Below are 25914 nucleotides of genomic sequence, written 5' to 3' on the forward strand. Positions count from 1 at the left end.
TCGAATATCCTGTTCTTTAGAGTCGCGGTGCGATCGCGTCGGGCCCTTCGCACAAATCGACGTCTAAATCCCCCCACCGGACAGCAGGAATTCAACCAGCTTTATTGACGAGAAAGTTCAATTTCCCGGAATTCGATATCGGCTCAGCCGAAGAAGCCGCGGTGCTGCACCGCTCCGGCCGCCTCGAAGGCCGTCGTCATCTGGCAGGCATCACACGTGGCGGCGTAACCGCACTCCGGGCAGGGTTCGACCTCGTCGGACTCCCGGCGGGCCTTGCGCTCGGCCAGCAGCCGTTCGGTGGCGGCGAGGGCCTCGGCCTCCTCGGCCTCTTCCCGCTTGCGTCGCGGCGACTTTGACGGCCACCAGTTGGCGTCGCCGAGCAGTGCCGCCATCGCCGGCACCGTCACCGTACGGACGATGAACGTGTCCAGCAGCAGGCCGACACCGATGATGAAGCCGAGCTGCACGGCGCCCAGGATGCTACTGACCGTCATCGCGAGCATCGACGCCGCGAAGATCAGGCCGGCAGAGGTGATGACGCCGCCGGTCGCGGCGACCGTTTTCACGATCGCCGAGCGCACGCCCCATTTCGCTTCGTCACGTATTCGGGATATCAGCAGCAGGTTGTAGTCGGCGCCGACCGCCACCAACACCAGGAAGGCGATACCAGGCACACTCCACGAGATGTCGTAGCCCAGGATGAACTGGAAGAACACCACGCCGATGCCCAGCGCCGAGCCGTACGACAGCACCACCGACAGCACCAGGTAGAGCGGTGCCACGACCGACCGCAGCAGCTGCACCAGGATCAGGAACACCACGATCAGCGTCACGATGACGATGTACTGGATGTCGCTGTTGTAGTAGTCGCGGATGTCGCGGTTCACCGCGGACAGACCGACCATCGACACCTTCGCGTCGGACAGCGTCGTGTTGGGCAGCGCCGTCTGGGCCGCCTTGACGATCGCGTTGGTCTGGTCCATGGCTTCCGTACCGAACGGGTTCAGCGCCGTCTGCACCAGATAGCGCACCGTGTGTCCGTCCGGGGACACGAACAGCGTCGCGGCCTTCTCGAACTCGTTGCGGCTCAGAATCTCCGGTGGCACGTAGAAACCGGCCATCTGTGGGGTGTTGGCATCGCGGCGCATACCGAGCAGGAACGACGAGGCCTGGTTCAGACCGCCGCCCATCCCCCGGACCTGGTCGACCAGCAACTTCACACCGTCGGCGAGCTGCTTGCTCGAATCGGCCAGCAGGTTGACGCCGTCGACCGCCTGCTGCAGGCGCCGCTCCAGATCCGCGGTGTCGTACAGGCGCAGCTGCTTGAGCAGGCTCGTGATGCTCTCGATGTTGGTGCCCATCCCGCGCACCTTGTCGTCCATGCCGGGGTCACTCTTGTACTGCTGCAGCATGTGACCGAGGTTGATGACCTTCTGCACCGTCTCGGGGTCGTTGCCCTCGTTGACGTTCTGCAGCCCGATCTTCAGGTCGTTGCACGCCGGGTAGTAGTTGCAGAACGGCGTCGCGTTGAGCGTCTCGAGGGCCTTTCCGGACCACTTGTAGACATCCCCGACGCGGACCAGCTGCCCACCCACGGCGTCGCCCAACGACGTCATCTGGGACACCATCTTGGCCGACTTGTCGAGATCGTCCAGCGTCTTCGACCCGCCGTACTGCTTCTGCAGCGCCGACATCTGGGTCAGCATCTGCCGCACCGGGCCGATCCCACCGAGCACCTGCGTGCGGATCTGATTCAGCGCGTCGGCGAGCTGGTACTCGCCGTCGACGAGCTTCTGCAGCAGCGCGTCGTTGCCGTTGATGAGGTTCGAGGCGTCCTTGAGCTTGCTGCCGACCTCACCGGCCTGGTAGGTCGCCTTGGCCTGCTCCAGCACGTCGCCGGTGGGACGGGTGATACCGCGAACGGCGTCGATGTGCGGCAGCTGCGCGACGCGCTGCGCCATCTGTTCCATGTCGGCGAGCGACTTCGGCGCCCGCAGGTCGCGTGGCGACTGGATCAGGATGAACTGCTGCATCGTCGTGCTGATCGGGAAGTGCTTGTTCAGCGCCTCGTAGGCGACGTTGCTCGCCGCGTCGGGGTCGAGGTCTTTGCGGTTGTCGTAGTTGTAGCGGACCATCGTGGCGCACCCGGCGAGCGCCAGCAGCACCGCGAGGCTGCCGGCCAGGTGGGTGACCGGACGGCGCACGATGTTGACGCCCGAGCGCCGCCAGAACTTGCCCGTCATGTCCTTGCGCGGCTTGATCCAGCCGCGCCGCCCGACCAGGACGATCAGCGCCGGCAGCATGGTCACGGACGCGAGGAAGCCGACCAGCACGGTCACGGCCAGCGCCGGTCCGATGGTGGCGAAGACCCCGAGGGTGGCGAACGAGAGCGCCAGGAACGTGATGGCGACGGTGCCGGCCGAGCCGGCGATGACTTCACCGATCGAGGTGAGCGCGGAGACCAGCGCGGCATCGGTGGCGACGCCCTGTCTGATGAACTCCTGATATCGGCTGAACAGGAATATGGCGTAGTCGGTCCCGGCGCCCATCATCATGCCGGTCATCAGCACCAGGGTCTGGGGCCCCACCGCGAGACCCAATAGGCCCAGCCCCGCCACCAACTGTTGCGCGACGATCAGCGAGACGCCGATGGTGACCAGCGGCAGCAACATCGCGACCACACTGCGGTACACGATGATCAGGATCGAGAAGACGAGGATGCCGGTGGCCGTCTCGATCATGTGCTGATCGCGGGCACCGATGTCGTTGATGTCCTGGAACGTGGCCGATGCGCCCACGATGTTCAGCGTCAGGTCGCTGCCCTTGACCACCTCTTCGATGGTCTTCTTGGCATTGCGGAACGCCAGCTGGCCCGGGCCGGTGCCCATGCTTCCGACGAGGCTGACGGGCAGCTGCACCGCTTTCCCGTCTTTGCTCGCCATCACCTGGCGCAGCTCGGGAATGTGGATGAAGTCCTGCGTCGACCTGACGTTGGTCTTGTCGGCGTTGAGCTTGTCGACGAGGCGCCGGTAGACCTCTTCGTCTTCCTTGCTGAAGCCCTTGTCGTTGGTCAGCAGGACGACCGCGATGTTGCCGGCGTCGGCCTCGCGGAACGCGTTCTTCATCGCGTTGCTGGCGATCAGCGTCGACGAATCCGGCGGGAGGAACGGCGGCGGGCGGCGGCTGGCGACGTCGACCAACGTCGGAAGTGCGAGAAAAAGGACGATCGCGATGCCGACCCAGGACGCCAAGACCACGACGGGACGCCGCACCACGAACTTGCCGAGTGCGGCGAAACCCGCATGTGCCAAAGCACCGCTTGGCCTGGCACGTTTCAGCATCCCCGACAGGCTACACGCCGCAAACCGATCTGATGCACCGACCGGCACCTCAATATCGAAGCCGCCGGAGAGCCGCCTGAGCCCCGCCGTGCTGTAATCGGGTGTGCCACTGACGAAGTCATCTCTCCTGTGCCGCACCTCCGGGTGCCGGGCGTCCTCGTTGCCATCCATGCCCCAGCAATGCGGAGATCAGCGGCAGACCGTTATGCTTGGCGTCCTGTGAAGTTTGCTATCGCCATCCATGGCACGCGTGGAGACATCGAGCCCAGCGGTGCCGTGGCCAGAGAATTGCTGCGTCGCGGCCACGAAGTCCGTATGGCAGTGCCGCCGAACCTGGTTTCATTCGTCGCTTCGGCGGGGCTTCCCGAGCCCGCCAGCTACGGTGTGGATTCTCAGCAGCAACTGGATGCGGACATCTTTCGCGACCATCTGAGCCTCAAGAACCCCGTGAGCGTCGTCCGCGAACTCCGGGACTACATGACGCAGGGCTGGCAGGACATGAGCGCCACCCTCACGGAGGTCGCCGCGGACGCGGATCTGCTGCTCGCGGGGACCACCTACCAGGAGGTGGCCGCCAACGTCGCCGAGCATTTCGACATCCCGTTGGCGGCGCTGCACTACTTCCCGTTCCGCCCCAACAGCCAGGTGCTGCCGGTACCGCTGCCGCTGCCCTTGATCCGCCGCGGCTTCGCGGTCGGTGAATGGTTCCACTGGCGCATGCTCAAGGAAGCCGAGGACATCCAGCGGCGTACCCTGAGGCTGCCGCCGGCCACCGTGCGGGCCGTCCGCCGTATCGAGGACCGTGGGGCGCTCGAAATCCAGGCCTACGACGAGGTGCTGTTCCCCGGGCTGGCGGCCGAATACGGCGACGCCAAGCCCCTGGTCGGGTCCATGTCGATGGAACTGCAGACCGATACCGACACCGACGTGATGGCGTGGATCGCAAATGGCAAGCCGCCCATCTATTTCGGCTTCGGCAGCATGCCGGTGGAGTCGCCCGCCGACGCTGTCGCGATGATCGACGCGGTGTGCGCCGAACTCGGCGAGCGGGCGCTGATCAGCTCGGGCGTCTGGGATCTGCCGGACACCCGGCTGGGCGATCACGTGAAGCTGGTCGGCGCGGTCAACCATGCCGCGGTGTTCCCGCTGTGCCGGGCCCTGGTCCACCACGGCGGCGCCGGCACCACCGCGGCCGGGCTGCGCGCCGGGATACCGACGGTGGTGCTGTGGGTCAGCGCCGATCAGCCGGTGTGGGCCGGGCAGGTCAAGAAGCTCCGGCTGGGCGCGTCGCGCCGGTTCTCGAAGACCACGCCGGCGTCGCTGAAGTCCGCGCTGCGCACCGCGCTGCAGCCGGAGTGCGCCGAGCGGGTGCGGGCTGCTGCCGCGCGCATGACGAAGCCCGCGGACAGCGTCGCACGCACCGCGGATCTGCTGGAAAAGGCCGCCCAGGCCCATTAGGGGCCTGGGCGGGAACGCCCGTCAGTAGATGGTCAGCGGCGTGAGGTCGAATTCCTCGAGCGTCTCGCGGACGAGTTCACGCAGCATGGCCCGGCTGTTCTCGGCCCCCACCTGGTAGCCGACGATGCCGAGGTTCACCCGGCCGTTGTAGCGGCCGGACGCGACCACCAGCAGGCCGCCGGGCCGCTCGATGTCGGCCCGCTTGACCTTCTGCTCGACGCCCCAGCAGTTCAGGAACGTCGCCTGGTTGACGCCATCGGGGCGGCACATCAGGTCCGGCAGCTCGGCGAAGTTGGAGCACGTCACCGGCATGTCGCCGAGCACCAGGTCGGCCGTCTTGTTCACCGCGCGCAGCGGGATGAACGGCGTCAGCGGCAGCAGGATGAACGACTCGTCCGGCTGCTCCTTGGCCGTCGACAGGGACGTACGCAGCGCGCCCCGCAGATCCGTCAGGTCCTTGGCGACGTGCGTCGGATCGACGGTGAGATTGGCGAAAGCCATGGCGTTGGCCCGGGTGTCCTCCATCGAGGTCCGGTCGTTGACGGCCACCATGAGCGCAATGTTGTTGTCGTGCTTGCGATGCCGTTCCATCCGCACACCGAGCCGGGCGGCGAACGCCGCCGCCAGGGAGTAGGTGTTGCCGCCGAGCGTGGCGCACTTGGCGTCCCACTGCTCGACGTCGATGTGGGTGCCGGCGAACGGCAGCAGCACGTACTCGTCGGGGTTGCCTGCCGTCACCGCGGGCCGGGTGTCGCCGGACTTGGAGATCTCGTGGCGCCTGCGGTGCAACATCTTGGCGGCGGCCACCACCGTGCGCCGGACCTCGGGCCAGTCCCGCCGCGCCTGACGCAGGTCGGCGCGCAGACCCTGCCAGCGGGTGCGGGAGCCCGGCTGGGCGTAACCCAGATCGCGGCCCTGCCCGAGCACCGACTCCATGATCGCGGCCACCGCACCGGTGCCGTCGATCAGGCAGTGCGACAGCGCCAGCGCGACACCCGTCGAACCGTCGCTGAACTTCTGGACGCCCAGGTGCCAGCCGGGACCGTGCTCCGGGTCGATCGGGATCTGCGACCGCTCCTCCAGCCAGTCGGTCAGTTCCGAACGCGGGCGGGCGGTTTCGACGATGTCCAGCGGGCGCTCGACGGCCGGCGCGGCCACCCAGCGGGCCCGGCCGAACGGCAGCGGCGAGCGCTCGATGCGCCGGGCCGCCAGGCTCCGGCCGAAGTTCTCGTGGAAGCGGCGCAGGCCATCGAGGTCGACGGGTCCTTCGTAGAACCACAGCGCCAGCATGACCTGGACCCGACCGCTGGCCCGGTACGACAGGAAGGTCGCCTCGTCCATGTAGTCCAGCCGGTCCTGCGGACGGTCCAGTTCCGGGGGCAGCTTGGCGAACCGGCCGCGGCCGGTTCCGTTCGACCGGGTATCAGTGGACAAAATAGACCTGGCCCTTCACTTCGGTTATTCGGTTGTCGAACTTGGGATTACGCGGACTATTCGTAGACCGCGGAGAGGCCGAACTCGGCCAGCGTCGCTTCCACGTGCGCACGCAACGTCGCCTTGGTGTTCTCGGCGCCCGGCTGGTAGCCGATGACCGCCATCGACACCCGGCCGATCAGCTGCATCGAGATGACCGTGAGGATGCCCTTGCGGTGCTCCATGACCGCACGCGGCACCTGACCGTCGACCCCGCGGGCCATGACGTACTCGGCGGGCGTCCCGTCGACACGCGCCAGATCGTCCGGCAGCACACCGAGGTTCGAGCAGAACACCGGGAGCTCACCGAACCCGACCGCGATGTCCGCGGCCTGGATGACGGCCCGCTTCGGGATGAACGGCGTCAGCGGCAGCAGCTCCAACTTCTCGTCGGGCTCCTCGCGCATCTTGCGCAGGGCTTCCTTGATGACCGCCCGCGTCTCCGTCAGATCCTCGGCGACGCCCTTCGGGTTGACGCGGGCATCACCGATCAGCACCGCATTGGCACGGGTGTCCTCGAGCGTGCGGTCGTTGATCGGCACCACCAGCGGCACCACGCCCTCGGCCTCGCTGAACCGGCCCATCCGCTCGGACAACCGCGCCGCGAACCCGGCGATCAGCGCGTAGCTGTTCCCGCCGAGCGCCTTGGCGCGCGCGTCGAACTCCGCGGCGTCGATGAACGCCCAGATCGCCGGCACCAGCAGGTTTTCCTTGGCGCTGGCCTCATCAAGATGGGCTGCCGCCGACTTTCCGGAACGCCGCAGCTCGCTGCGCTTCTGGTAAGCCTGTTTGGCCGCCGACTTGATCGAGCGCCCGAGTTCGGGCAGGTCACGGAAGGTCTGGCGGAAATCGGCACGCAACGCCTGCCATGACGACCTGGTCCGCGGCTGCGGCAGACCGAGGTCGCGCAGCTGGCCCGTCACCGACTCGAACACCGTCAGCATGGCACCGCCGCCGTCGCCGATGCAGTGTGAACCGACGAGGCTGACGACCGTGGCGCCGTCGTCGAGCGGCTGCACACCCATGTGCCAGGCCGGGCCGAACTCCGGGTCGACGGGGATCTGCGCATGCTCGTCGAGGAAGTCGCCGAGCTCGGCCCGCGGACGCACGGTCTCGTACACCCGCAGCGGCGCCGGCGGCCCCAGCGATGACACCCACCGGTGCCGGCCGAACGGCAGGATCGACGGCTCGATGCGCCGACCGGCCAGGCCGTGACCGAAGTTGTAGTGGAACCGGCGCAGGCCCTCCATGTCGACGGGATGCTCGTACACCCAGACGCACTGCATGACAGCGGCCTGGCCGGTGGCCCGCAGGCCGAGGAACATCGCCTGGTCGACGTAGTCGAGCACGCGGCTCTCATCACCGTCGTTGTTGTCTGCCAACCAGCGGCGCAACAAAGGCACGCGCGGCGGGCGCGTGGAGGTCGTCACAACTCAGCCCTTCACAGCTCGAATCAGTTCGCTGCGGCAACCGTTGTGGCGCAAGGCTTCCGAACGTCCCGCACCAGAACCGCCGTCGGCGACCCGCAGGTACACCGCGCGCATCGCGTGCAGGTACTTGTCCACCGATTCACGGGCGATGGGGTTGTCCGGGTAGGCGATGGTGACCGAGGTTTCCTTCTCGGAACGGTTCACCCAGATGCCGATCTGGTACGCCGAGCGGGCGTCGCTGTAGACGCGGCCGTTGAGCCGTTCCCACTCGTTCATGATCGCCGGCGACAGCGGCGGCAGGTTGGTGTCGAGGTACGACACCATCGGCACGCCCGGGTCGGCCTTGCGAATGCCCGGCACCTTGCCCTCGGCCAGTTCGAGTACGCGCTCGAACGGGACGTGTGCCAGGTCCATGCCGGCGTCGAACGCCTTCTGCATGGCGCGGGCGGTGTCGCCGAACGACTCCGGCACCACCGGGACGCTGATCGGCACGACGCCGGTGAACCAGCCCGTCGTCATGAACTCGGCCGGGGTGCGGCGCGTCGTGGTCGGGGTGATGACGTTGTAGATCGGCCGGCCCGTCAGCTCGTGCTCGGCGAGCGCCGCGCACGCGATGACGCCACCGATCACGCGGGCACCCGCGGACAGGCAGGCCGACTCGAACCGCTCCGACTGGTGCTTGTCCATCAGCCGAACCGTCAGCATCTCACCGCCGCAGGGCACCGACGGGTCGCCGAGGGGCAGCGGGAAGCAAGGCAGGGTGCCGTCGTTGGCCTCGGCGAACTTGATCCAGTCCTTGACCTCCGGCGACTCGAGCGTCAGCGCCGACGTGAACTCCGCCTGCTTGATGCAGTAGTCGTCGTAGCTGCCGGCGTCGGCCAGCGGGATCGGCGGGGCGCCACTGACGAGAGCCGCGTACATCAGGTGGATTTCGACGAGCACCAGTCCCATCAGCAGTGCATCGGTGTGCACGTGGTCGATGCTGAAGTAGAAGGTGAAGTGGTCGTCGCGCTGGATGATCCCGAAGTGGAAGCAGTCCCACTGCAGCGGATCGGGCGTCGCGAGGACGTGGTCGCGCCACTGCTGCGCGTTCATCTCGCCGTGCTCGGTGGCCACCAGCTTGATGTCGCGCGGGCTCTTCGCCGTCCGGCGGACGACGACGTCGTCTTCCGTCAGCTCGAACCAGCTGTGGAACGTGTCATGCCGCCGCACGTAGGCGTTGATGACGTGCGTCATGGCCCGGACGTCGCACTTGCCCGGCATGTCCCATGCGGCGATGTTCAGCCGTGCCATGTCCGTGCCGTTGCGCTCGTGCGAACGGAACGCGCGGATGTGCTGGCTCTGCTGATAGCTGACCGGTACCGAGCTGACCGGTGCGTTGCGCAGCTTGGCAAGCGATGCAGACGAAGGGTTCCAGGAAGTCAGAACACCCGAGGAACCCATCCAGTCATGGATGGTCCTAATCGCAACCATGTTCACTCTCCTGTGCTTCGGTGAATTCAGCGCGCGGCTTCTGTGACGCCCTACTCTGACCCGTCATGTCGAAATCGCCGTCGAAATCGCCTCCCCCAGGCGTTCTGCCAGTGCTCGGACATTCGTGATGTCCGACGAACCGATCCGGACTCCCGTCTCAGCTTCGATACGGGTCCGCAGTTCCAGCGCCCCGAGCGAATCGAGGCCGTACTCGGCCAACGGACGGTCGGGATCGACAGATCGCCTAAGTATCATAGACATAGCGTCGGTGATCAGGCGCCTCAGACGAGCCGGCCGCTCCTCCTCCGACAGGGCGTGGAACTCCGCGAGGAATTCGCTGGTGCCCGCCCCGCCCCGCCCGATGTTGGCGAACGACTCCGCAAACTTGCTGGCCTGAGCGAAAGCCACCAGCCAGTCGGCCCCTGCGACCGGCGCGTAGCCGGCGTAGGCGCGGTCGTGGCGGATGATCGCGTCGAACGCGTAGGCGCCGTCCTCCGGATCGATCGCCATGGCCTCGTCGGCCGCCATGCCCTGCCCGGCGCCGATCTTGGCCCAGGCACCCCACGCGATGACCGTCGCCGCCAGCCCCTGCGCGCGGCGCCACTGGGTGAACGCGTCCAGCCAGCTGTTCGCCGCCGCGTACGCACCCTGTCCGGGCGAGCCCACCATGGCGGCAGCCGACGAGAACGAGCAGAACCAGTCCAGCTCGGACCCGGCCGTCGCCTCGTGCAGGTGCCACGCGCCGTACACCTTCGGCGCCCAGTCGCGTTCGATCAGCTCGTCGGTGATGTTCGGCAACGTCGCGTCCTCGACCACCGCGGCGCCGTGCAGCACGCCGCGCAGCGGCTTGCCGGTCGACTCGGCCGCGGCGACCAGACGCGCGGCGGTGTCGGCGGCTGCGATGTCACCCAGCACCACCTCGACCTCGGCGCCCTTGCTCCGGACGGCCTCGATGGCCTTCGCGGTCGCCGCACTCGGCTCCGAACGCGCGTTGAGCACGATGCGTCCGCAACCACCCGCGGCCAGCTTGTCGGCCAGGAACAGGCCCAGGCCACTCAGACCGCCGGTGACGATGTAGGAACCGTCGGCCCGGTACACCGGAGCGTGCTCGGGCGACAGCACCGCCTCGAACTCCCCGGTGTGCGGGATGTCGAGCACGAGCTTGCCGGTGTGGCCCGCCGCGCCCATCACGCGGATCGCGGTGGCGGCCTCGGCCAGCGGGTAGTGCGTCGTGTCCGGCACCGGCAGCACACCGTCGGCGATCTGCCCGAAGATCGTCTCGAGCATGCCGCGCGTGATGTCGGGGTTGGTCAGCGTCAACAGCGCCAGGTCGAGCGCGTAGAACGACAGGTTCCGGCGGAACGGGAACAGGCCCATCCGGGTGTCGCCGTAGATGTCGCGCTTACCGATCTCGACGAACCGGCCACCGAAGGTCAGCAGCTCGACACCGGCCTTCTGCGCCGCACCGGGCAGCGAGTTCAGCACGACGTCGACGCCGTAGCCGTCGGTGTCGCGACGAATCTCCTCGGCGAAGGCGGTGCTGCGCGAGTCGTAGACATGCTGGATTCCCCAGCTGCGCAACAGGTTTCGACGATCTTCGCTACCGGCGGTGGCGTAGATGTCGGCGCCCGCGGCCCGCGCGATGGCGATGGCGGCCTGGCCCACACCACCGGTGGCGGAGTGGATCAGCACCTTGTCGCCGGCCTGGATACGGGCCAGGTTGTGCAGGCCGTACCACGCGGTGGCGTGCGCACTGGGCACCGCCGCCGCGCTGCCCTCGGGCAGGTCGTCCGGAATCTTCACGGCCAGGTTGGCGTCGCAGGTCACGAACGTCTTCCAGGCACCGGTCAGCGAGATGCCCGCGACCCGGTCGCCGATCTGATGATCGGTGACACCCGGGCCGACCGCGGTGACCACACCGGCGAAGTCCGCGCCCGGCTGCGGCAGCCGGCCCTCGAAGCTCGGGTACCGGCCGTAGGCGACCAGCACGTCGGCGAAGTTGAGGTTGGACGCCGCGACCGACACCTCGATCTGGCCCGGTCCCGGAGCGACGCGCTCGTACGCCGCCAGCTCCGCCGACGACAGGTCACCGGGGGTCCGGATCTGCAGCTGCACACCGTCGGTCTCGGGCCGCACGACGGTGGTGCGACGTTCCTCGGGCTGCAGCTGGCTCAGGTTCAGGCGCGCGGTGTACCACTCGCCCGACCGCCAGGCCGTCTCGTCCTCTTCGGAGCCGGACAGCAGTTCGGCGGCGACGTGCGCCACGTCGGCCTGCACGTCGAGATCGATCTGCGTCGGCCGCATCGCCGGGTACTCCATGCCGATCGCCCGGATGAAGCCGCGGATGCCGCCCTGCTCCAGGTTGGCCACGTCGCCCGGCGCCACGGTGCGGGCACCGCGGGTGAGCACGTACAGCCGCGCCGGCTGGCCCGGCACGTCCGGCAGACCCCGCACGATGTGCACGAGCTGCTCGACCTGCGCCACGCCACGCTGTGCGGTGGACAGCGACGCCGAGGCCGCCGGGCCGTCGGGGGCACCGGTGACGACGACGACGCCCTTGAACGGCTTGGCCGTCAGCGTCTCCTGCAGCGACTCCAGGTTGGACGCGTGGTCGGCGTCGGCCGGCCACGCCATGGTGGAGACGTCGGCCTCGTCGGACTGCAGCACCTCGGAGAGCTTCTCGGTCAGGCTGTCCGCGTCGGCGGCGGCCGAGATCAGCAGCCAGCGACCCGGATCGACCACGTTGGCGACCGGCGCGTCCTGGCTGCGCCACTCGATGTTCAGCAGTCGCTCGTTGAGCAGCCGCTCGCGCTGGCCCTCCTCGGACACGCCGGTGCCGAGCCGCAGGCCGCTCACGGCCAGCAGCACCGCGCCGTTCTCGTCGAGCACGTCGATGTCGGCTTCGACCGCGGTCGGCGAGAGGCTGACGAGCTTGACGTAGCAGTAGTGCGCGTTGCGGGTCGACTCGTAGGCCCGCAGCTTGCCGACGCCCAGCGGCAGCATCAGCGCGCCGGTGGTGTCGCCGTGCAGATCGGGATGCGCGGCCACCGCCTGGAAGCAGGCGTCGAGCAGTGCGGGGTGCACGGTGTAGGCGCTCTGCTGCGACCGGATGGCACCGGGCAGCGCGACCGCGGCGAGCACCGTGGTGCCCGCGGTCGTGTGCGCAGCGGTCAGACCGGAGAACGCCGGGCCGTACTGAATGCCCCGCTCGGCGAACCAGGCACGCAGGTCACCACCGTCGACGTCTTCGGTGTGGGCGGCGACCAGCTTGGCCAGGTTGTAGCTCGGCCGGGAGGCGTCGTCTTCGATGGCGTGCAGCGTCGCGGCCGCACGGCGCACCTGCTCGCCGTCCTGGTAGGTCTCGACCAGGAAGTCGATGTCGCCCGACGGGACGGCCGTGGCGACCGCCGACACGGCGGTCTCCTCCTCGAGCAGCAGCATGGCCTCGAACGACACGTTGCGGACCTCGGAGGCCTCGCCCAGCACCTCGCGGGCCGCGCCGAGCGCCATCTCGCAGTACGCCGCACCCGGGAGCGCCGCGACGTTGTGTACCTGGTGGTCACCCAGCCAGGGCTGCACGCCGGTACCCACGTCGGACTGCCAGACGTGCCGCTCGGGCTCCTCCGGCAGCCGCACGTGTGCGCCGAGCAGCGGGTGCACCGCCAGTGACGCACCGCCGGGGGCCTGCTCGTGCGGATCACGCGTGAGGATCAGGTGGTTGCGGGTCCAGGTCGGCAGCGGTACGTCGACCAGCACGCCGTCCGGGTAGATCACCGAGAAGTCGATGGCGGCACCGGCGGTGTGCAGATCGGCGACGACATCGCGCAGACCGTTCGGCACGTCCTGTTCGCGACGCATCGCGGCCAGGGCGGCGATGCCGATGTCCTGGTGCGCGGCGTTCTGGTTGACCGCGTGCACCAGCAGCGGGTGCGGGGCCAGCTCGATGAACACCCGGAAGCCGTCGTCGAGCGCGGCCTGCACGGCCGCACCGAAGCGCACGGTGTGGCGCAGGTTGTCGACCCAGTAGTCCGCGTCGTAGTCCGCGGGGTCGCGCGGGTCGTACTGCGTGGCCGAGTAGTACGGCACCGCCGGCTCGTCGGGCTCGAGGTCCTCGAGGGCGTCGGCGAGCTCGTCCAGGATCGGGTCGACCTGCGGGGTGTGCGACGCGACGTCGACGGCGACCTCGCGGGCCATCACGCCACGCTCGTCCCATTCCTTGACCAGGGCGCGGATGGCGTCCTTGTCACCACCGACGACGGTCGACTGCGGCGAGGCGACGACGGCGAGCACGACGTCGCTCACGCCGCGGGCGCCCAGCTCGGAGAGCACCTGCTGGGCCGGCAGCTCCACCGAGGCCATGGCGCCGGAGCCCGACACCTTGAGCATCAGGTTCGACCGGCGACAGATCACCTTCACGCCGTCTTCGAGCGACAGCGCGCCGGAGACGACGGCGGCGGCGGACTCACCCATCGAGTGGCCGATGACCGCGCCGGGCTGCACACCGTAGGACCGCAGCGTGGCGGCCAGCGCCACCTGGATCGCGAACACGGCGGGCTGGATGCGGTCGATGCCGGTCACCGTCTCACCGGCGGTGATGGCTTCGGTGATCGAGAAGCCCGACTCCGCCTCGATGAGCGGCTCGATCTCGGCGATGGCGGCCGCGAATGCGGGCTCGGCCGCCAGCAGGCCGGCGCCCATGGCCGCCCACTGCGAACCCTGACCCGAGAACACCCACACCGGGCCGCGGTCACCCTTACCGGCCGCGGCCTGGTACGGGGTCTCGCTGTCGGCGACGTCACGGAGCGCCTGGATCAGGCCGGCGGCGTCCTCGGCGAGGACGGCAGCGCGCACCGGCCGGTGGGCGCGGCGACGCGCGAGCGTGTAGGCGGTGTCGGCCAGGTCGAGGGCCTCGCCCTGGGCGGCGGCCCAGTCGGCCAGTTTGCCGGCGGTGCGGCGCAGCTCCTCGGCCGAGGTGGACGACACGGGGAACAGCAGTTTGCCGCCGAGCCCCTGTCCTTCGGACCCGACGACGCGCGGCGACGACTCGGCCGGCGCCTGCTCGACGACGGCGTGCACGTTGGTGCCGGACAGGCCGTAGGCGGACACGGCGGCGCGGCGCGGGTGGTCGGCGGTCGCCGGCCACGGCACGAGGTCCGTCGGCACGAACAGCCCGGTGTCGATGGCCGCCATCTCGGCGGGCATCTCGTTGAAGTAGAGGTTCTTCGGCACCACGCCGTGCTGCAGGGCCAGGACGGTCTTCAACAGGCCGACCGCACCCGACGCCGACTGCGCATGCCCGACGTTGGTCTTGACCGAGCCCAGCACGACGGGCCCCTGCTTGCCGTAAACCGTTGCCAGACTTGAGTATTCGATCGGATCGCCGACGGGAGTTCCGGTGCCGTGCGCCTCGATGTACCCGACGGTGGCGGGATCGATGGCGGCGAGGTCCAGCGCCCGCCGGTAGACGGCGACCTGGGCGTCCGCGCCCGGGGTCGCGATGTTGACCGTGTGGCCGTCCTGGTTGCTCGCCGTGCCGCGGATGACCGCGAGGACGCGGTCGCCGTCGCGCTGCGCGTCGTCCAGGCGCTTCAGCATGAACATGACCGACGCCTCGGCGGAGACGAAGCCGTCGGCGGCGACGTCGAAGGCGTGGCAGTGGCCGGTCGGCGACAGCATGCCCTGGGCCGAACCCGAGGACATCTTGCGCGGCTCCAGCATGATCGACACACCACCGGCGAGGGCGGCGTCGCTCTCGCCGTCGTGCAGGCTGCGGCACGCGTTGTGGATCGCGAGGAGACTGGACGAACAGGCCGAGTCGACCGTGTACGACGGGCCGTGCGCGCCGAGGTGGTACGAGACGCGCCCCGAGGCCAGGCTGAAGTTGTTGCCGGTGAAGCCGTACGGGCCCTCGATGGCGTGGGCGTCGGCGGCCAGCAGCTGGTAGTCGCCGTGGGTCATGCCCACGAAGACGCCGGTGAGCGAGCCGGCCAGGGTGGCCGGATCGATGCCCGCGTGTTCCACGGCCTCCCAGGAGGTTTCGAGGATCAGGCGGTGCTGCGGGTCGATCGCGGTGGCTTCGCGGTCGCTGATGTTGAAGAAGTCGGCGTCGAAGCCGGCAACGTCGTCGAGGAAACCGCCCCACTTGGAGACCGACCGGCCGGGCACGCCGGGCTCCGGGTCGTAGTACTCCTCGGCGTCCCACCGTTCCAGCGGAACTTTGGTAACCAGGTCGTCACCGCGCAGCAGGGCTTCCCACAGCTCGTCCGGCGAGCTGATGCCGCCGGGAAGCCGGCATGCCATGCCGATGATCGCGACGGGTGTCGTCGGTGACCCACCCACTTAGCTACCGCCTCTCCGTGCAGTCCGGCCGGACTCCGACACACCGTGCCGGGTGGCTTTGCAGACCGCGCTCAAAATCTCTGCGAAATCGTCTTTGCCGCGTTAAACAAACTGGCTCGAAATCCTACCGGGTCAAATTAACTGATCCGCCGATTCGGGGCTACCCGTTTCGGTCGAATCGCTACCAGGCGACCGTCAGCAGCGGATATCCGCAGCACACTCGCTGCGGAAGGCCCAACCCGCCCGGCGCGCCGTTGCGCAGGGGTTTGGTTCGGAGCCATTTCGAACCAGCCACGGGGCGGAAGCATAGCGGTCCGTAGCGAACATCGTTCACCCCAGCACCGCGCCCGCACAGGACCTGCGGCAGCACAAATGTTTGCGCGGATATGGTTATTGAAATTCGAGCAACGCAGCGAAAATCGTAGAACTACAGGCTGCGGCCATAAAATCGTATTGTCGGCAATGGTCGATACGCATGGTACGAAATATCTACTGTGACGAACTCCGCTCGATACGGGCAAAAAATCAACATGCCGGACATCTGCGCGTATTCGAAAGTCCGGTGCACAGGGCGGTCCGCATCGCTTCCGATGCGGACGCATATCTCGCGCGCGCAAACTCCGTCAGCCCGCAACCGGAGCTGGATCGGCGTATGGCGCACCGAACTCCGTGACCCGGCAGAAGCCGTTGCTGCGCGCCTGCGCCGCGCCGTACCGCACCATTGCCGCGAGCGCCACGAAACCCGCCTGATCGGCCAGCATCAGCGGCGTCAGCAGGCGGTTGTGCACGAAGCCGAAAGCCAGACCGCGGTCCGGATCCGCCCATCCGAGCGACCCGCCGAGGCCGACGTGCCCGAACCCCGGCATGACACCCGGGAACGGCACGCCGTGATACCCGAGGTTGAAATCCATGGGCAGGCCGAGGCCCAGGTCGGGGAAAACGCTGCCGGTCCCCCGCAGCTGCGCCACCGTGCCCGCGGACAGGAACCGCAGCCCGTCGATCTGGCCGCCGTTGGCCATCGCGCCGTACACGCGTCCCAGTGATCGAGCCGTGGCCACGCCGTTGGCGCCCGGCATCTCGGCATCCAGCAAGGGTGTGTCGCCCTGCGCCATGGACCGCATGCCGGTGAAGTACATCGAGCCGAAGCCGCCCGAGAACGGCAACCTCGCCACGTGCGGCGCCACCGCGTCGAACAGCGGATTGCGGATGCGGAACTGCGGGCCGATGATCTGCGCGGGCTGCGTGGGCGCATCCGCGGCCGGGCGGCCGAGATGCAGACCGTCGGTGCCGAGCGGCTCCGCGAGCTCGGTGCGGAACAGCTCCCGCATGCTCTGACCGGTGACCGCGCGGGCCAGGCCGGACAACAGCCAGCCGTAGGTGATGGCGTGGTACGCCGGACGCCCCTTCATCCAGCTCATGGGAGCCGCGGCCAGCCGCCGCTCCATGAGGCGGTGGTCCATCAGCTCGTCGCGCGTCGCGCCGTTCAGCTGCGACAGCCCGGCGCGGTGCCGCATCAGCTCCAGCACCGTCACGCCGGCCTTGCCGTTGGCCCCGAAGGCCGGCCAGTACTCGGCGACGGGCGCGTCGTATTCGATCAGGCCCCGGTCGGCCAGTCGGTGGATGACGGTCGAGGCCAACCCCTTGGTCGCCGAGAACACCATCGCGCCGGTGTCGGCGTCCCACGGCCGGTGGCCCCACCGGTCGGCCCACCCCGTCCACACGTCGACGACGGGAACACCGTCGAGGTAGACCGAGAGGGCGCCGCCACCCAGATATCGGCTGGGGAACAGGGCGGAAAACGCCCGCACCACAGTTGCGAAGTTGGGGTCAGCGGCACCGTGGACGCCCTGCGGAAGAGGTCCGCCGGCGGACCGGAGAGGCGCGACGTTGCGCTCCCGGCGAATAGCGTTGGTCATTACCAAATGATGACGTGCGCCTGCCGCAGATCATCTCCGACGTTATCAATCTGTTAGCTAAATAGTCTGGATACACAGGTTCGGCGTGTCCGGTATACCCACTTCAAGATCGCACTTACGCCGGCGTAACCGCTTGCCGAGCAAGCGTTCTGATGGCGAACTCAGTGGTCAAGGTGCCTGCCTGGAGAAAAGTCAGGTAGCCGGAAACACCGGATCGCATTTTTGTCCGCATGTCGGGCCGGCCACGGCACCGCGCCGAAATTGGTTTCGCCAGCGGTCGGCCCGAATACCCGTGCGGCCGATTCCCCTATTGCGCCGGCAAACCGTTCGGCAATCCCGGGCCGGGCTCGGCCGGAGTCAATTCGCGAGGTCGATGATGCGCTGTGCCGCCAGCGCCGGCGTCAGCTCACCCTCGCGCACCTGACGTTCCACCTCGTCGCGATTGGCCTTGACGGCGGGATTCGACAGCACCCGGTCCAGCACCGTGTCACGGACCATGGTCCACGTCCAGTCGACCTGCTGGGCCCGGCGCCGGGCCTCGAATTCGCCTGCCGCACTCAAGGTTTCACGATGCTTGAGCACGGTGTCCCACATCGCCGCCAGACCGTCGCCGGTCAGTGCGCTCATGGTCAGCACCGGCGGCCGCCACAACGTCTCGCGCGGATAGATCAACCGGATCGCCCCGGACAGTTCCCGTGCCGCGGCCTTGGCTTCGACGGCGTGCTCGCCGTCGGCCTTGTTGACCACGATGACGTCGGCGAGCTCCAACACGCCCTTCTTGATGCCCTGCAACTGGTCACCGGTGCGGGCCAGCGTCAGGAAGACGAAGGTGTCGACCATGTTGGCCACCGTCACCTCCGACTGGCCGACGCCGACGGTCTCGACCAGGACCACGTCGTAGCCGGCCGCCTCCAGCAGCACGATGGTCTCGCGGGTGGCCTTGGCCACCCCGCCGAGCGTGCCCGACGTCGGCGACGGCCGGATGTAGGCCTCCGGCTGCACGGCCAGCTGCGCCATCCGGGTCTTGTCGCCGAGGATCGAACCGCCGGTGCGGGTCGACGACGGGTCGACGGCCAGCACCGCGACGCGGTGGCCCCGCTCGATGAGGTGCATGCCGAGCGCTTCGATCGTCGTCGACTTGCCGACGCCGGGGACGCCGGTGATGCCGACGTGCAGCGCACTGCCGGCCTCCGGGGTCAGTTCGAGCAGCAACTGCTGCGCGGCATCACGGTGGTCGGCCCGGGTGGACTCGACCAGCGTGATGGCACGCGACAGCGCCGCCCGGTCGCCCGCCCGGATCCTGGCAGCGAGTTCGGGCACCGGGGTCGTCATGCCCGCCACCTCAGAGCTTGTAACCCAGCCGCTCGGCGAGCTTGCCCAACAGGCCGATCGCGGCGTCGGCGATCACCGTCCCGGGCGGGAAGATCGCCGCGGCGCCCGCCTCGTACAGCTCGTCGAAGTCGCCCGGCGGGATCACGCCGCCGACCACGACCATGATGTCCGGACGCCCCACCTCGGCCAGTGCGTCGCGCAGTGCGGGCACCAGCGTGAGGTGACCCGCCGCCAGCGACGACACCCCGACCACGTGCACGTCGTTGTCCGCCGCCTGCCGCGCCACCTCGTCGGGCGTGGAGAACAGCGAGCCGACGTCCACGTCGAAGCCGATGTCGGCGAACGCGGTGGCGATGACCTTCTGGCCGCGGTCGTGGCCGTCCTGGCCCATCTTGGCCACCAGGATGCGGGGGCGGCGGCCGTCGGCCTCGGCGAACTTCTCGACCAATTCGGTTGCGGTGCTCACGTTTCCGGTCTTCCCCACCTCGTCGCGGTAGACGCCGGCGATGGTGCGGATCTCGGCCTGGTGCCGGCCGTACACCTTCTCCAGCGCGTCGGAGATCTCGCCGACGGTGGCCTTGGCGCGAGCCGCGTTGATGGCCAGCGCCATCAGGTTGTTGCCCAGTCCGTCTTCCCCGGCGTGACCGGATTCGCCTGCGGCGCGGGTCAATTCGGCCAGCGCCGCCTGCGTCGCGGCCTCGTCGCGGTCGGCCCGCAGCTGCTCGAGCTTGGCGAGCTGCTCGGCCCGCACCCGGCTGTTCTCGACCTTGAGGACCTCGATCTCCTGGTCCTCGTCCACCTGGTACTTGTTGACGCCGATCACCGTCTGGGCGCCGGAGTCGATGCGGGCCTGGGTACGTGCGGCGGCCTCTTCGATGCGCAGCTTCGGGATGCCCTCGCCGATGGCTTGCGCCATGCCGCCGTGCTCGGCGACCTCCTTGATGTGCGCGCGGGCCTTCTCGGCGAGCTGGTGGGTGAGCCACTCGACGTAGTACGAGCCGCCCCACGGGTCGATGGGCCGCGTGGTGCCCGACTCCTGCTGCAGCAGCAGCTGGGTGTTGCGCGCGATGCGGGCCGAGAAGTCGGTGGGCAGCGCCAGCGCCTCGTCGAGGGCGTTGGTGTGCAGCGACTGCGTGTGGCCCTGCGTGGCGGCCATGGCCTCGATACAGGTGCGCGCGACGTTGTTGAACGGGTCCTGCGCCGTCAGCGACCAGCCCGAGGTCTGCGAGTGCGTGCGCAGCGACAGCGACTTCTCGCTCTTGGGGCTGAACTCGGCGACCAGCTCGCTCCACAGCAGACGGCCGGCGCGCAGCTTGGCCACCTCCATGAAGAAGTTCATGCCGATGCCCCAGAAGAAGGACAGGCGCGGCGCGAACTTGTCGATGTCCAGGCCCGCGTCGAGGCCGGCCTTGATGTACTCGACGCCGTCGGCCAGCGTGTAGGCCAGCTCCAAATCCGCTGTGGCCCCGGCCTCTTGGATGTGGTAGCCCGAGATGGAGATCGAGTTGAACTTCGGCATCTTGGTACTGGTGTAGCCGAAGATGTCCGAGATGATCCGCATCGACGCCTTCGGCGGATAGATGTAGGTGTTGCGGACCATGAACTCTTTGAGGATGTCGTTCTGGATGGTCCCGGCCAGCTTCTCCGGCGGCACACCCTGTTCCTCGGCGGCCACGACGTAGAGCGCGAGGATCGGCAGCACGGCACCGTTCATCGTCATCGAGACGCTGACGCTGCCCAGGTCGATGCCGTCGAACAGCTGGCGCATGTCGAGGATGGAATCGATTGCCACACCGGCCATTCCGACGTCACCCTGGACGCGCGGGTGGTCCGAGTCGTAGCCACGGTGGGTGGCGAGGTCGAACGCGACCGACAGGCCCTTCTGGCCGGCGGCCAGGTTGCGGCGGTAGAAGGCGTTGGACTCGGCGGCGGTGGAGAACCCGGCGTACTGACGGATGGTCCACGGCTGGTTCACGTACATGGTCGGGTACGGCCCGCGGATGAACGGCGGGGTGCCCGGGAAGCTGTCCAGCGGGTAGCCGGCCGCGGCGACGGCGTCACGGTCCTCGGCGATGTACACCGGCTTGACGTCAATGCCCTCGGGCGTCGACCAGGTGAGCTGCTCCGCGGTGTAGCCGTGCGCCTGCGCGGCGTCGGCGACGTGGGTGTCAACGGCGCTGGAGGACGGCGCTACCGGGCTTTCTCCGTGCAGCGGGACGTCGGCGAAACTACCGATGGTGGTCACGTCAGAAGCGGTCATTGTCATGCCCCCAATCGGGTGAGCAGGGTCGAAAGCGCTTCGACGGCATCGATTTTCATGGTCAGGTATTCGTCGGGCTTGTCGGTCGCGTCCGCGACGGCCTTCTCCGGCCCGGCCAGGTACACGTGCGCGACGCCGGCCGCGCGGGCGGCCTTGACGACATCGCTCGCCTCGTCGGCGTACCGGGCGTCGGTGCCGCAGACCACCGCGGCCACCTGGCCCGCGGCGGCGGCCGCGACACCCGCGGCGTCGACGGTGCCGGGGTTGACGGCCTCGATGCCGCCGGAAGCCAGCAGGTTCGCGGCGAACGTGGTGCGGATGTTGTGCTCGGCGAGCGGGCCGACGGGCAGCAGCACGGCCTGCGGGCGCTTGCCGGTCTTGGCCAGGTACGCGTCGGAGCGGTTGCGCAGCGCCTCGAAAGCCGCGGCGTAGCGCACCACGCCGGGGAACGAATCCGTCTGTGCGAGCGGGGTTTCCGCGAGGTTGGGGAATTCGTTGACTCCGGTGAGCGCCGTGCGCCGGTGCGCGATGTCGTCGGCGCGACGGGCCGCGACCTCGGCGATCTGGGCGCTCAACTGATCACGGGCCGCGACGAAGCCGCCCAACGACTCCAGCTCCTGGAACTTCGCCCAGGCCTGCTGCGACAGCTGGTCGGTGAGGTCCTCGACGAACCACGAGCCGCCCGACGGGTCGACGACGCGACCCAGGTGCGACTCCTCGAGCAGCAGCAACTGGGTGTTGCGCGCCATGCGGCGGCTGAAAGTGACTGCCGTGCCGGGCAATCCACCGTCGATGGCGGCGTCGAACGTCTCGACCAGCACGGTGTCGGCGCCACCGACGCCGGCGGCGAACGCGGCGAGGGTGGTGCGCAGCATGTTCACCCACGGGTCACGCTGCGACATCATGGCCTTCGAGGTGACGGCGTGGATGGTCGCGGCGCCGGCTTCTTTAGTATTGCCGGCTCCGCCGGCGGCGGGGTCACCGACGACCTCCGCCACGCGGGCCCAAAGCCGGCGCGCCGCACGAAGTTTGGCGATGGTGGCGAACTGGTCGTCGTCGGCGGCGAAGCGGAAGCTGAGCTGCCGCAGCGCGTCGGCGGCCGACAGTCCGCTCTCGGTGAGCAGACGCAGGTACGCCACACCGGCGGCGATGGCGCCCGCCAGCTCCAGCGAGGCACTCGCGCCGAGGTTGTGCAGCGCGGCGGCGTCGACCGTGACGGCGCGCACTCCCCCGTCGTACTCGGTCAGTTTCGCGGCGGTGGCGACGACGTCGGCGTCGGTCGCGGCAGCGCGGCCGGACAGCGGCGCGGTCAGCGGGTCGGCACCCAGGTCGATCGACAGCCGGGCACGCTGGTCGGCGTCGAACGGCTTGACCAGCGTGAGCAGCTGGTCAGCGGCGGCCGCCAGGTCGGCACCGGCATCCAGGAGCACCGGAACCAGATCCAGGAAGACGCCCTCGAATACGCGGTCGAGCTGGTCGACGGGCACGCCGCCCGAACCGACCCGGACCTCGAGGGCGCTCGTGCCGTCGGTCAGGGCGAGCAGGATGGCACCGTTGACCGTGGCGACGTCGGCATCGCTGGCGATCGGGAAGGATTCGGCCACCTTCCAGCCGGCGAGCACGTCGCGGTGGGCGTCACCGCCGCGGGTGAACGGCCAGTGTCCGGGCAGCGCGGGCTCGGCCAAGCCGTCCAGGCTGGTGTAGAGCGGACGGACCGGGAAACCGTCGTACGTGGGTGAATCGAGCAAACGCTCGGGTTCGGCAGGCAGATCCTCGACAGCCTTGCGCGTGCTCTTGGCGAGCACACCGGCGACGTTCTCTTGCCACCGCGCGTAGCGGTCCCGAACGGTGGACGCGTCGACAGTCACCGGCGACTCCCAATCTTTCGGCCATCAGACATCTGGCACTGCATGCAGAAATGCCTATCACACTTGATTTTCAGGCTAAATCACGCAGGTCGCTACTACCCAGTAGCTCCACCGCACACCGGTTGCGCATACCCCGGACAGCGACGGGTCAGGGCGCTCGAACGTCGCATGGGCCCGCTCCTGACAGCGATGATCGGGCGGTCAACCCGTACCCTTGGAACACGTGAACTCCGTTGTCAGCGCGCTGCGCACGGTCCTGTCCGCCGTGCAGGCCACTGCGGCACAGATGCCGCTGCGACGGGCCGTGGGCATCGGGGCGGCAATTGTGATTCTTGTCGCAATCGCCATCTGGGTGCCGTTGCCCAACGCGGTGCAGATGCGCGACTGGGCGGCCGCCGCCGGGCCGTGGTTCCCGCTGGCGTTCCTGCTCGCGCACACCGTCGTCACGGTGCTGCCGTTCCCGCGCACCGCGTTCACCCTCGCCGCGGGCCTGCTGTTCGGCTCCGCCCTCGGCGTCACACTGGCCGTCATTGCCAGCACGCTGAGCGCGTTGATCGCGCTCTGGCTGGTGCGCGTGCTCGGCTGGCAGTTGAGCAAGCTGTCGCACAAGCACATCGACAGCCTCGACGCGCGACTCAAGGAACGCGGCTGGGCGGCGATCCTGTCGATGCGCATGATCCCGGCGGTGCCGTTCTCGGTGCTCAACTACGCCGCCGGGGCCTCATCGGTCCGGGTGGTGCCGTACGCATTCGCGACGTTCTTCGGGCTGCTGCCCGGTACCGCGGCCGTCGTCATCCTGGGCGACGCCCTCACCGGACAGATCCGGCCGTCGCTGCTGGTCGTGTCGGCCTGCACCGCGACCATCGGGATCTGCGGGCTGATCTACGAGATCCGGCTGCACCGCCGCGCCCACGCCGCGCAGCACCCGGTCGACGCGCACAGCTGACTACGACTCGCGCTCGGGCAGACCCTTCGCCGTCATCGCGGTGAACAGCGCCAGGAACAGCACGGCCGGCGCCGCGTTCACCGGCTTGTCGTGGGCCCTGATGTGTGCGCCGACGGCCAGCGTGAAGTACAGCGCCAGCATCGCGGTGGTCAGCCGGGCCAGGGCCGAATTACGTTGTCCGGCAAGCAGGCCCACGGCAGCCGCCGCCTTGGAGCCGACGAGGATCCACCGGTACTCCAGCGGGAAGTGCACGCCGTTCAGGGCCTTCTCGATGGGTGCGACGGGCACGGCACACGCCGCCGCGTCGCCGGCCATCAGAAGCGCCAGCGCGGTGTAGGTGCGGCGGGACGTCAACAGGCTCATGGTCACCTCGAGTGCTGCCCGGCGGGCGGGTCGATTTCGGGGAACGGACGCGCCTCGAGCGGCTGCGTCGGCGGGGCCGGGGGCACCGGCACCGACGGGACGCCGTAGCCGGGCTGCTGCACCGGCGTGCGGGCCTCGGCTTCCGCCTTTGCCACCGCCTGCGCGATCGCCGGATCGGTCTGGGTGGAGAACCAGTCGGCGACCTCGTCGTCGTCATCCTTGGCGGGGGCCTCGTCGACCGGCGACGGCGTGTAGCGGAACACGCCGTCCTCCCCCGGGGCGCCGAGCAGCTTGGTGAAACCCTGTAGCGCCGAACCGAAGTCGCTGGGCACCACCCACACCTTGTTGGCCTCGCCCTTGGCCATCTGCGGCAGCGTCTGCAGGTACTGGTAGGCCAGCAGCTCGGGCGTCGGCCGGCCGGCCTTGATGGCCGCGAACGTCTTCTCGATGGCCTTGGCCTGGCCCTGCGCGTTCAGGTACTGGGCGGCCCGCTCACCCTGCGCGCGCAGGATGCGCGACTGCCGGTCTGCCTCGGCGGCCAGGATCGCCGCCTGCTTCGCACCCTCGGCCGCCAGAATCTGTGACTGCTTCTGCCCCTCCGCCTGCTTGATGGACGCCTCCCGGGCGCCCTCGGCGGTCAGGATCATGGCGCGCTTCTCGCGGTCGGCGCGCATCTGCTTCTCCATCGAGTCCTGGATCGACGGCGGCGGGTCGATGCTGCGCAGCTCGACGCGCGCGACGCGCAGACCCCACCGGCCGGTGGCCTCGTCGAGCACGCCGCGCAGCTGGGCGTTGATCTGGTCACGCGAGGTCAGCGTCTGCTCCAGCGTCATGCCGCCGACGACGTTGCGCAGCGTCGTGGTGGTCAGCTGCTCGACGCCGACGATGTAGTTGCTGATCTGGTACACCGCGGCCTGCGGGCTGGTCACCTGGAAGTAGACGACGGTGTCGATGTTGACCGTCAGGTTGTCCTCGGTGATCACCGGCTGCGGCGGGAACGACACGACGCGCTCACGCAGATCCACCCGGGCCCGGATCTTGTCGATGAACGGCAGCAACAGCGTCAGCTGGCCCGAGACGGTCTTGCTGTAGCGGCCCAGCCGCTCGATGACCGCTGCCTCGGCCTGCGGGATGAGCGCCACCGATTTGACCACCACCACGATGGCAAACGCCACCAGGATCAGCAGAAGGACAAGTGCACCAGTCAATTTCAGCTCCTCTTGCGTTCAGATGGCCCGGAAGACCACCGCGGTCGCGCCGTCGATCCGCATCACGGTGACGTGATCGCCGGGTTCGAAGACATCGTCGTCGGCCATCGGGCGCGCCGTCCAGATTTCGCCGTCGAGTTTTACCTGCCCTTCATGGCGGGTCACCCGTTCCAGCACCAGCGCCGACTTGCCTTCCAAGGCCTTCACCGGTTCGGGCAGGCCCGCGGCACCCAGCCGCTTGCGCAGCGCCGGCCGCACCAGGACCAGCAACAGCACCGACACGATGAGGAAGGAGAGACCGTCGGCCCAGATGGGCCAGTCGGTGGCCCAGCTCAGACCTGCCGTCGCGAGGGCACCGCCAGACAGCATGAGCAGGAACATGTCACCGGTCAGCGCTTCGGCACCGGCGAGCCCGATCGCCACGATGAGCCACAGCAACGGCACCGGCATGCGACCAGAGTAGCGCCTTGCAGGCTTAATCGGCCGGAGCGTTTTACACTGCGTGCA

14 protein-coding genes are annotated in these 25914 nt (G+C 68.7%); 2 read left to right on the forward strand and 12 right to left on the reverse strand.

Going from position 1 to position 25914, the window contains the following annotated elements:
* Positions 1 to 143 precede the first annotated feature (143 nt).
* Positions 144 to 3341 (reverse strand): RND family transporter, encoded by a 3198-nt coding sequence (locus VXD91_RS05665; protein WP_234785276.1) that lies wholly within the window; start codon positions 3339 to 3341, stop codon positions 144 to 146.
* A 219-nt stretch (positions 3342 to 3560) separates the two neighbouring features.
* On the opposite strand from VXD91_RS05665, the gene VXD91_RS05670 reads away from it, so the two are divergent.
* Complete coding sequence (locus VXD91_RS05670; protein ID WP_346414891.1) at positions 3561 to 4799, forward strand: glycosyltransferase; 1239 nt, start codon at positions 3561 to 3563, stop codon at positions 4797 to 4799.
* 21 nt (positions 4800 to 4820) lie between these two features.
* On the opposite strand, the gene VXD91_RS05675 is transcribed toward VXD91_RS05670, so the two are convergent.
* The 8 genes from VXD91_RS05675 to mutA all read right to left on the reverse strand — a co-directional run bounded on the left by VXD91_RS05675 (position 4821) and on the right by mutA (position 22890).
* Entirely contained in the window at positions 4821 to 6233 is a 1413-nt protein-coding gene (locus VXD91_RS05675) for a hypothetical protein (protein WP_318984605.1), read from the reverse strand.
* A gap of 56 nt (positions 6234 to 6289) precedes the next feature.
* Entirely contained in the window at positions 6290 to 7702 is a 1413-nt protein-coding gene (locus tag VXD91_RS05680; RefSeq protein ID WP_346414892.1) for a hypothetical protein, read from the reverse strand.
* A gap of 3 nt (positions 7703 to 7705) precedes the next feature.
* Complete coding sequence (locus VXD91_RS05685; protein WP_346414893.1) at positions 7706 to 9175, reverse strand: condensation domain-containing protein; 1470 nt, start codon at positions 9173 to 9175, stop codon at positions 7706 to 7708.
* 63 nt (positions 9176 to 9238) lie between these two features.
* Positions 9239 to 15514, reverse strand: a complete 6276-nt coding sequence (gene pks2 / locus VXD91_RS05690) for a type I polyketide synthase (protein WP_135355966.1) — start codon at positions 15512 to 15514, stop codon at positions 9239 to 9241.
* 623 nt (positions 15515 to 16137) lie between these two features.
* Positions 16138 to 17430: a serine hydrolase domain-containing protein gene (locus VXD91_RS05695; protein ID WP_346414894.1), complete on the reverse strand. Its 1293-nt coding sequence runs from the start codon at positions 17428 to 17430 to the stop codon at positions 16138 to 16140.
* A gap of 357 nt (positions 17431 to 17787) precedes the next feature.
* Positions 17788 to 18762, reverse strand: a complete 975-nt coding sequence (meaB, locus tag VXD91_RS05700; protein WP_212811502.1) for a methylmalonyl Co-A mutase-associated GTPase MeaB — start codon at positions 18760 to 18762, stop codon at positions 17788 to 17790.
* A 10-nt stretch (positions 18763 to 18772) separates the two neighbouring features.
* Positions 18773 to 21022 carry a methylmalonyl-CoA mutase gene (scpA, locus tag VXD91_RS05705; RefSeq protein WP_346414895.1) on the reverse strand — a complete coding sequence of 750 codons (2250 nt, stop codon included), beginning with the start codon at positions 21020 to 21022 and terminating at the stop codon, positions 18773 to 18775.
* A 2-nt stretch (positions 21023 to 21024) separates the two neighbouring features.
* The gene (gene mutA, locus VXD91_RS05710) at positions 21025 to 22890 is read right to left on the reverse strand and encodes a methylmalonyl-CoA mutase small subunit (RefSeq protein WP_346414896.1); all 1866 of its coding nucleotides are present in this window, start codon (positions 22888 to 22890) and stop codon (positions 21025 to 21027) included.
* A 223-nt stretch (positions 22891 to 23113) separates the two neighbouring features.
* Here mutA and VXD91_RS05715 point away from each other — a divergent pair, with 223 nt between their 5' ends.
* Positions 23114 to 23836 carry a TVP38/TMEM64 family protein gene (locus VXD91_RS05715; RefSeq protein WP_212811505.1) on the forward strand — a complete coding sequence of 241 codons (723 nt, stop codon included), beginning with the start codon at positions 23114 to 23116 and terminating at the stop codon, positions 23834 to 23836.
* On the opposite strand, the gene VXD91_RS05720 is transcribed toward VXD91_RS05715, so the two are convergent.
* Genes VXD91_RS05720 through VXD91_RS05730 form a run of 3 tightly spaced genes read right to left on the reverse strand, consistent with a single transcriptional unit; the run spans position 23837 to position 25857 of the window.
* Positions 23837 to 24199, reverse strand: coding sequence for a DoxX family protein (locus VXD91_RS05720; RefSeq protein ID WP_318984597.1), 363 nt, complete (start codon positions 24197 to 24199; stop codon positions 23837 to 23839). It lies immediately after the preceding gene.
* Positions 24200 to 24201: 2 nt separating this feature from the next.
* Positions 24202 to 25407: an SPFH domain-containing protein gene (locus VXD91_RS05725; RefSeq protein WP_244872557.1), complete on the reverse strand. Its 1206-nt coding sequence runs from the start codon at positions 25405 to 25407 to the stop codon at positions 24202 to 24204.
* Positions 25408 to 25425: 18 nt separating this feature from the next.
* A complete protein-coding gene (locus VXD91_RS05730) occupies positions 25426 to 25857 on the reverse strand; it encodes an NfeD family protein (RefSeq protein ID WP_020100542.1) in 432 nt (143 codons plus the stop codon).
* Between the last annotated feature and the right edge of the window lie 57 nt (positions 25858 to 25914).

Source organism: Mycobacterium sp. SM3041 (genome assembly GCF_039668335.1).
GTDB lineage: Bacteria > Actinomycetota > Actinomycetes > Mycobacteriales > Mycobacteriaceae > Mycobacterium.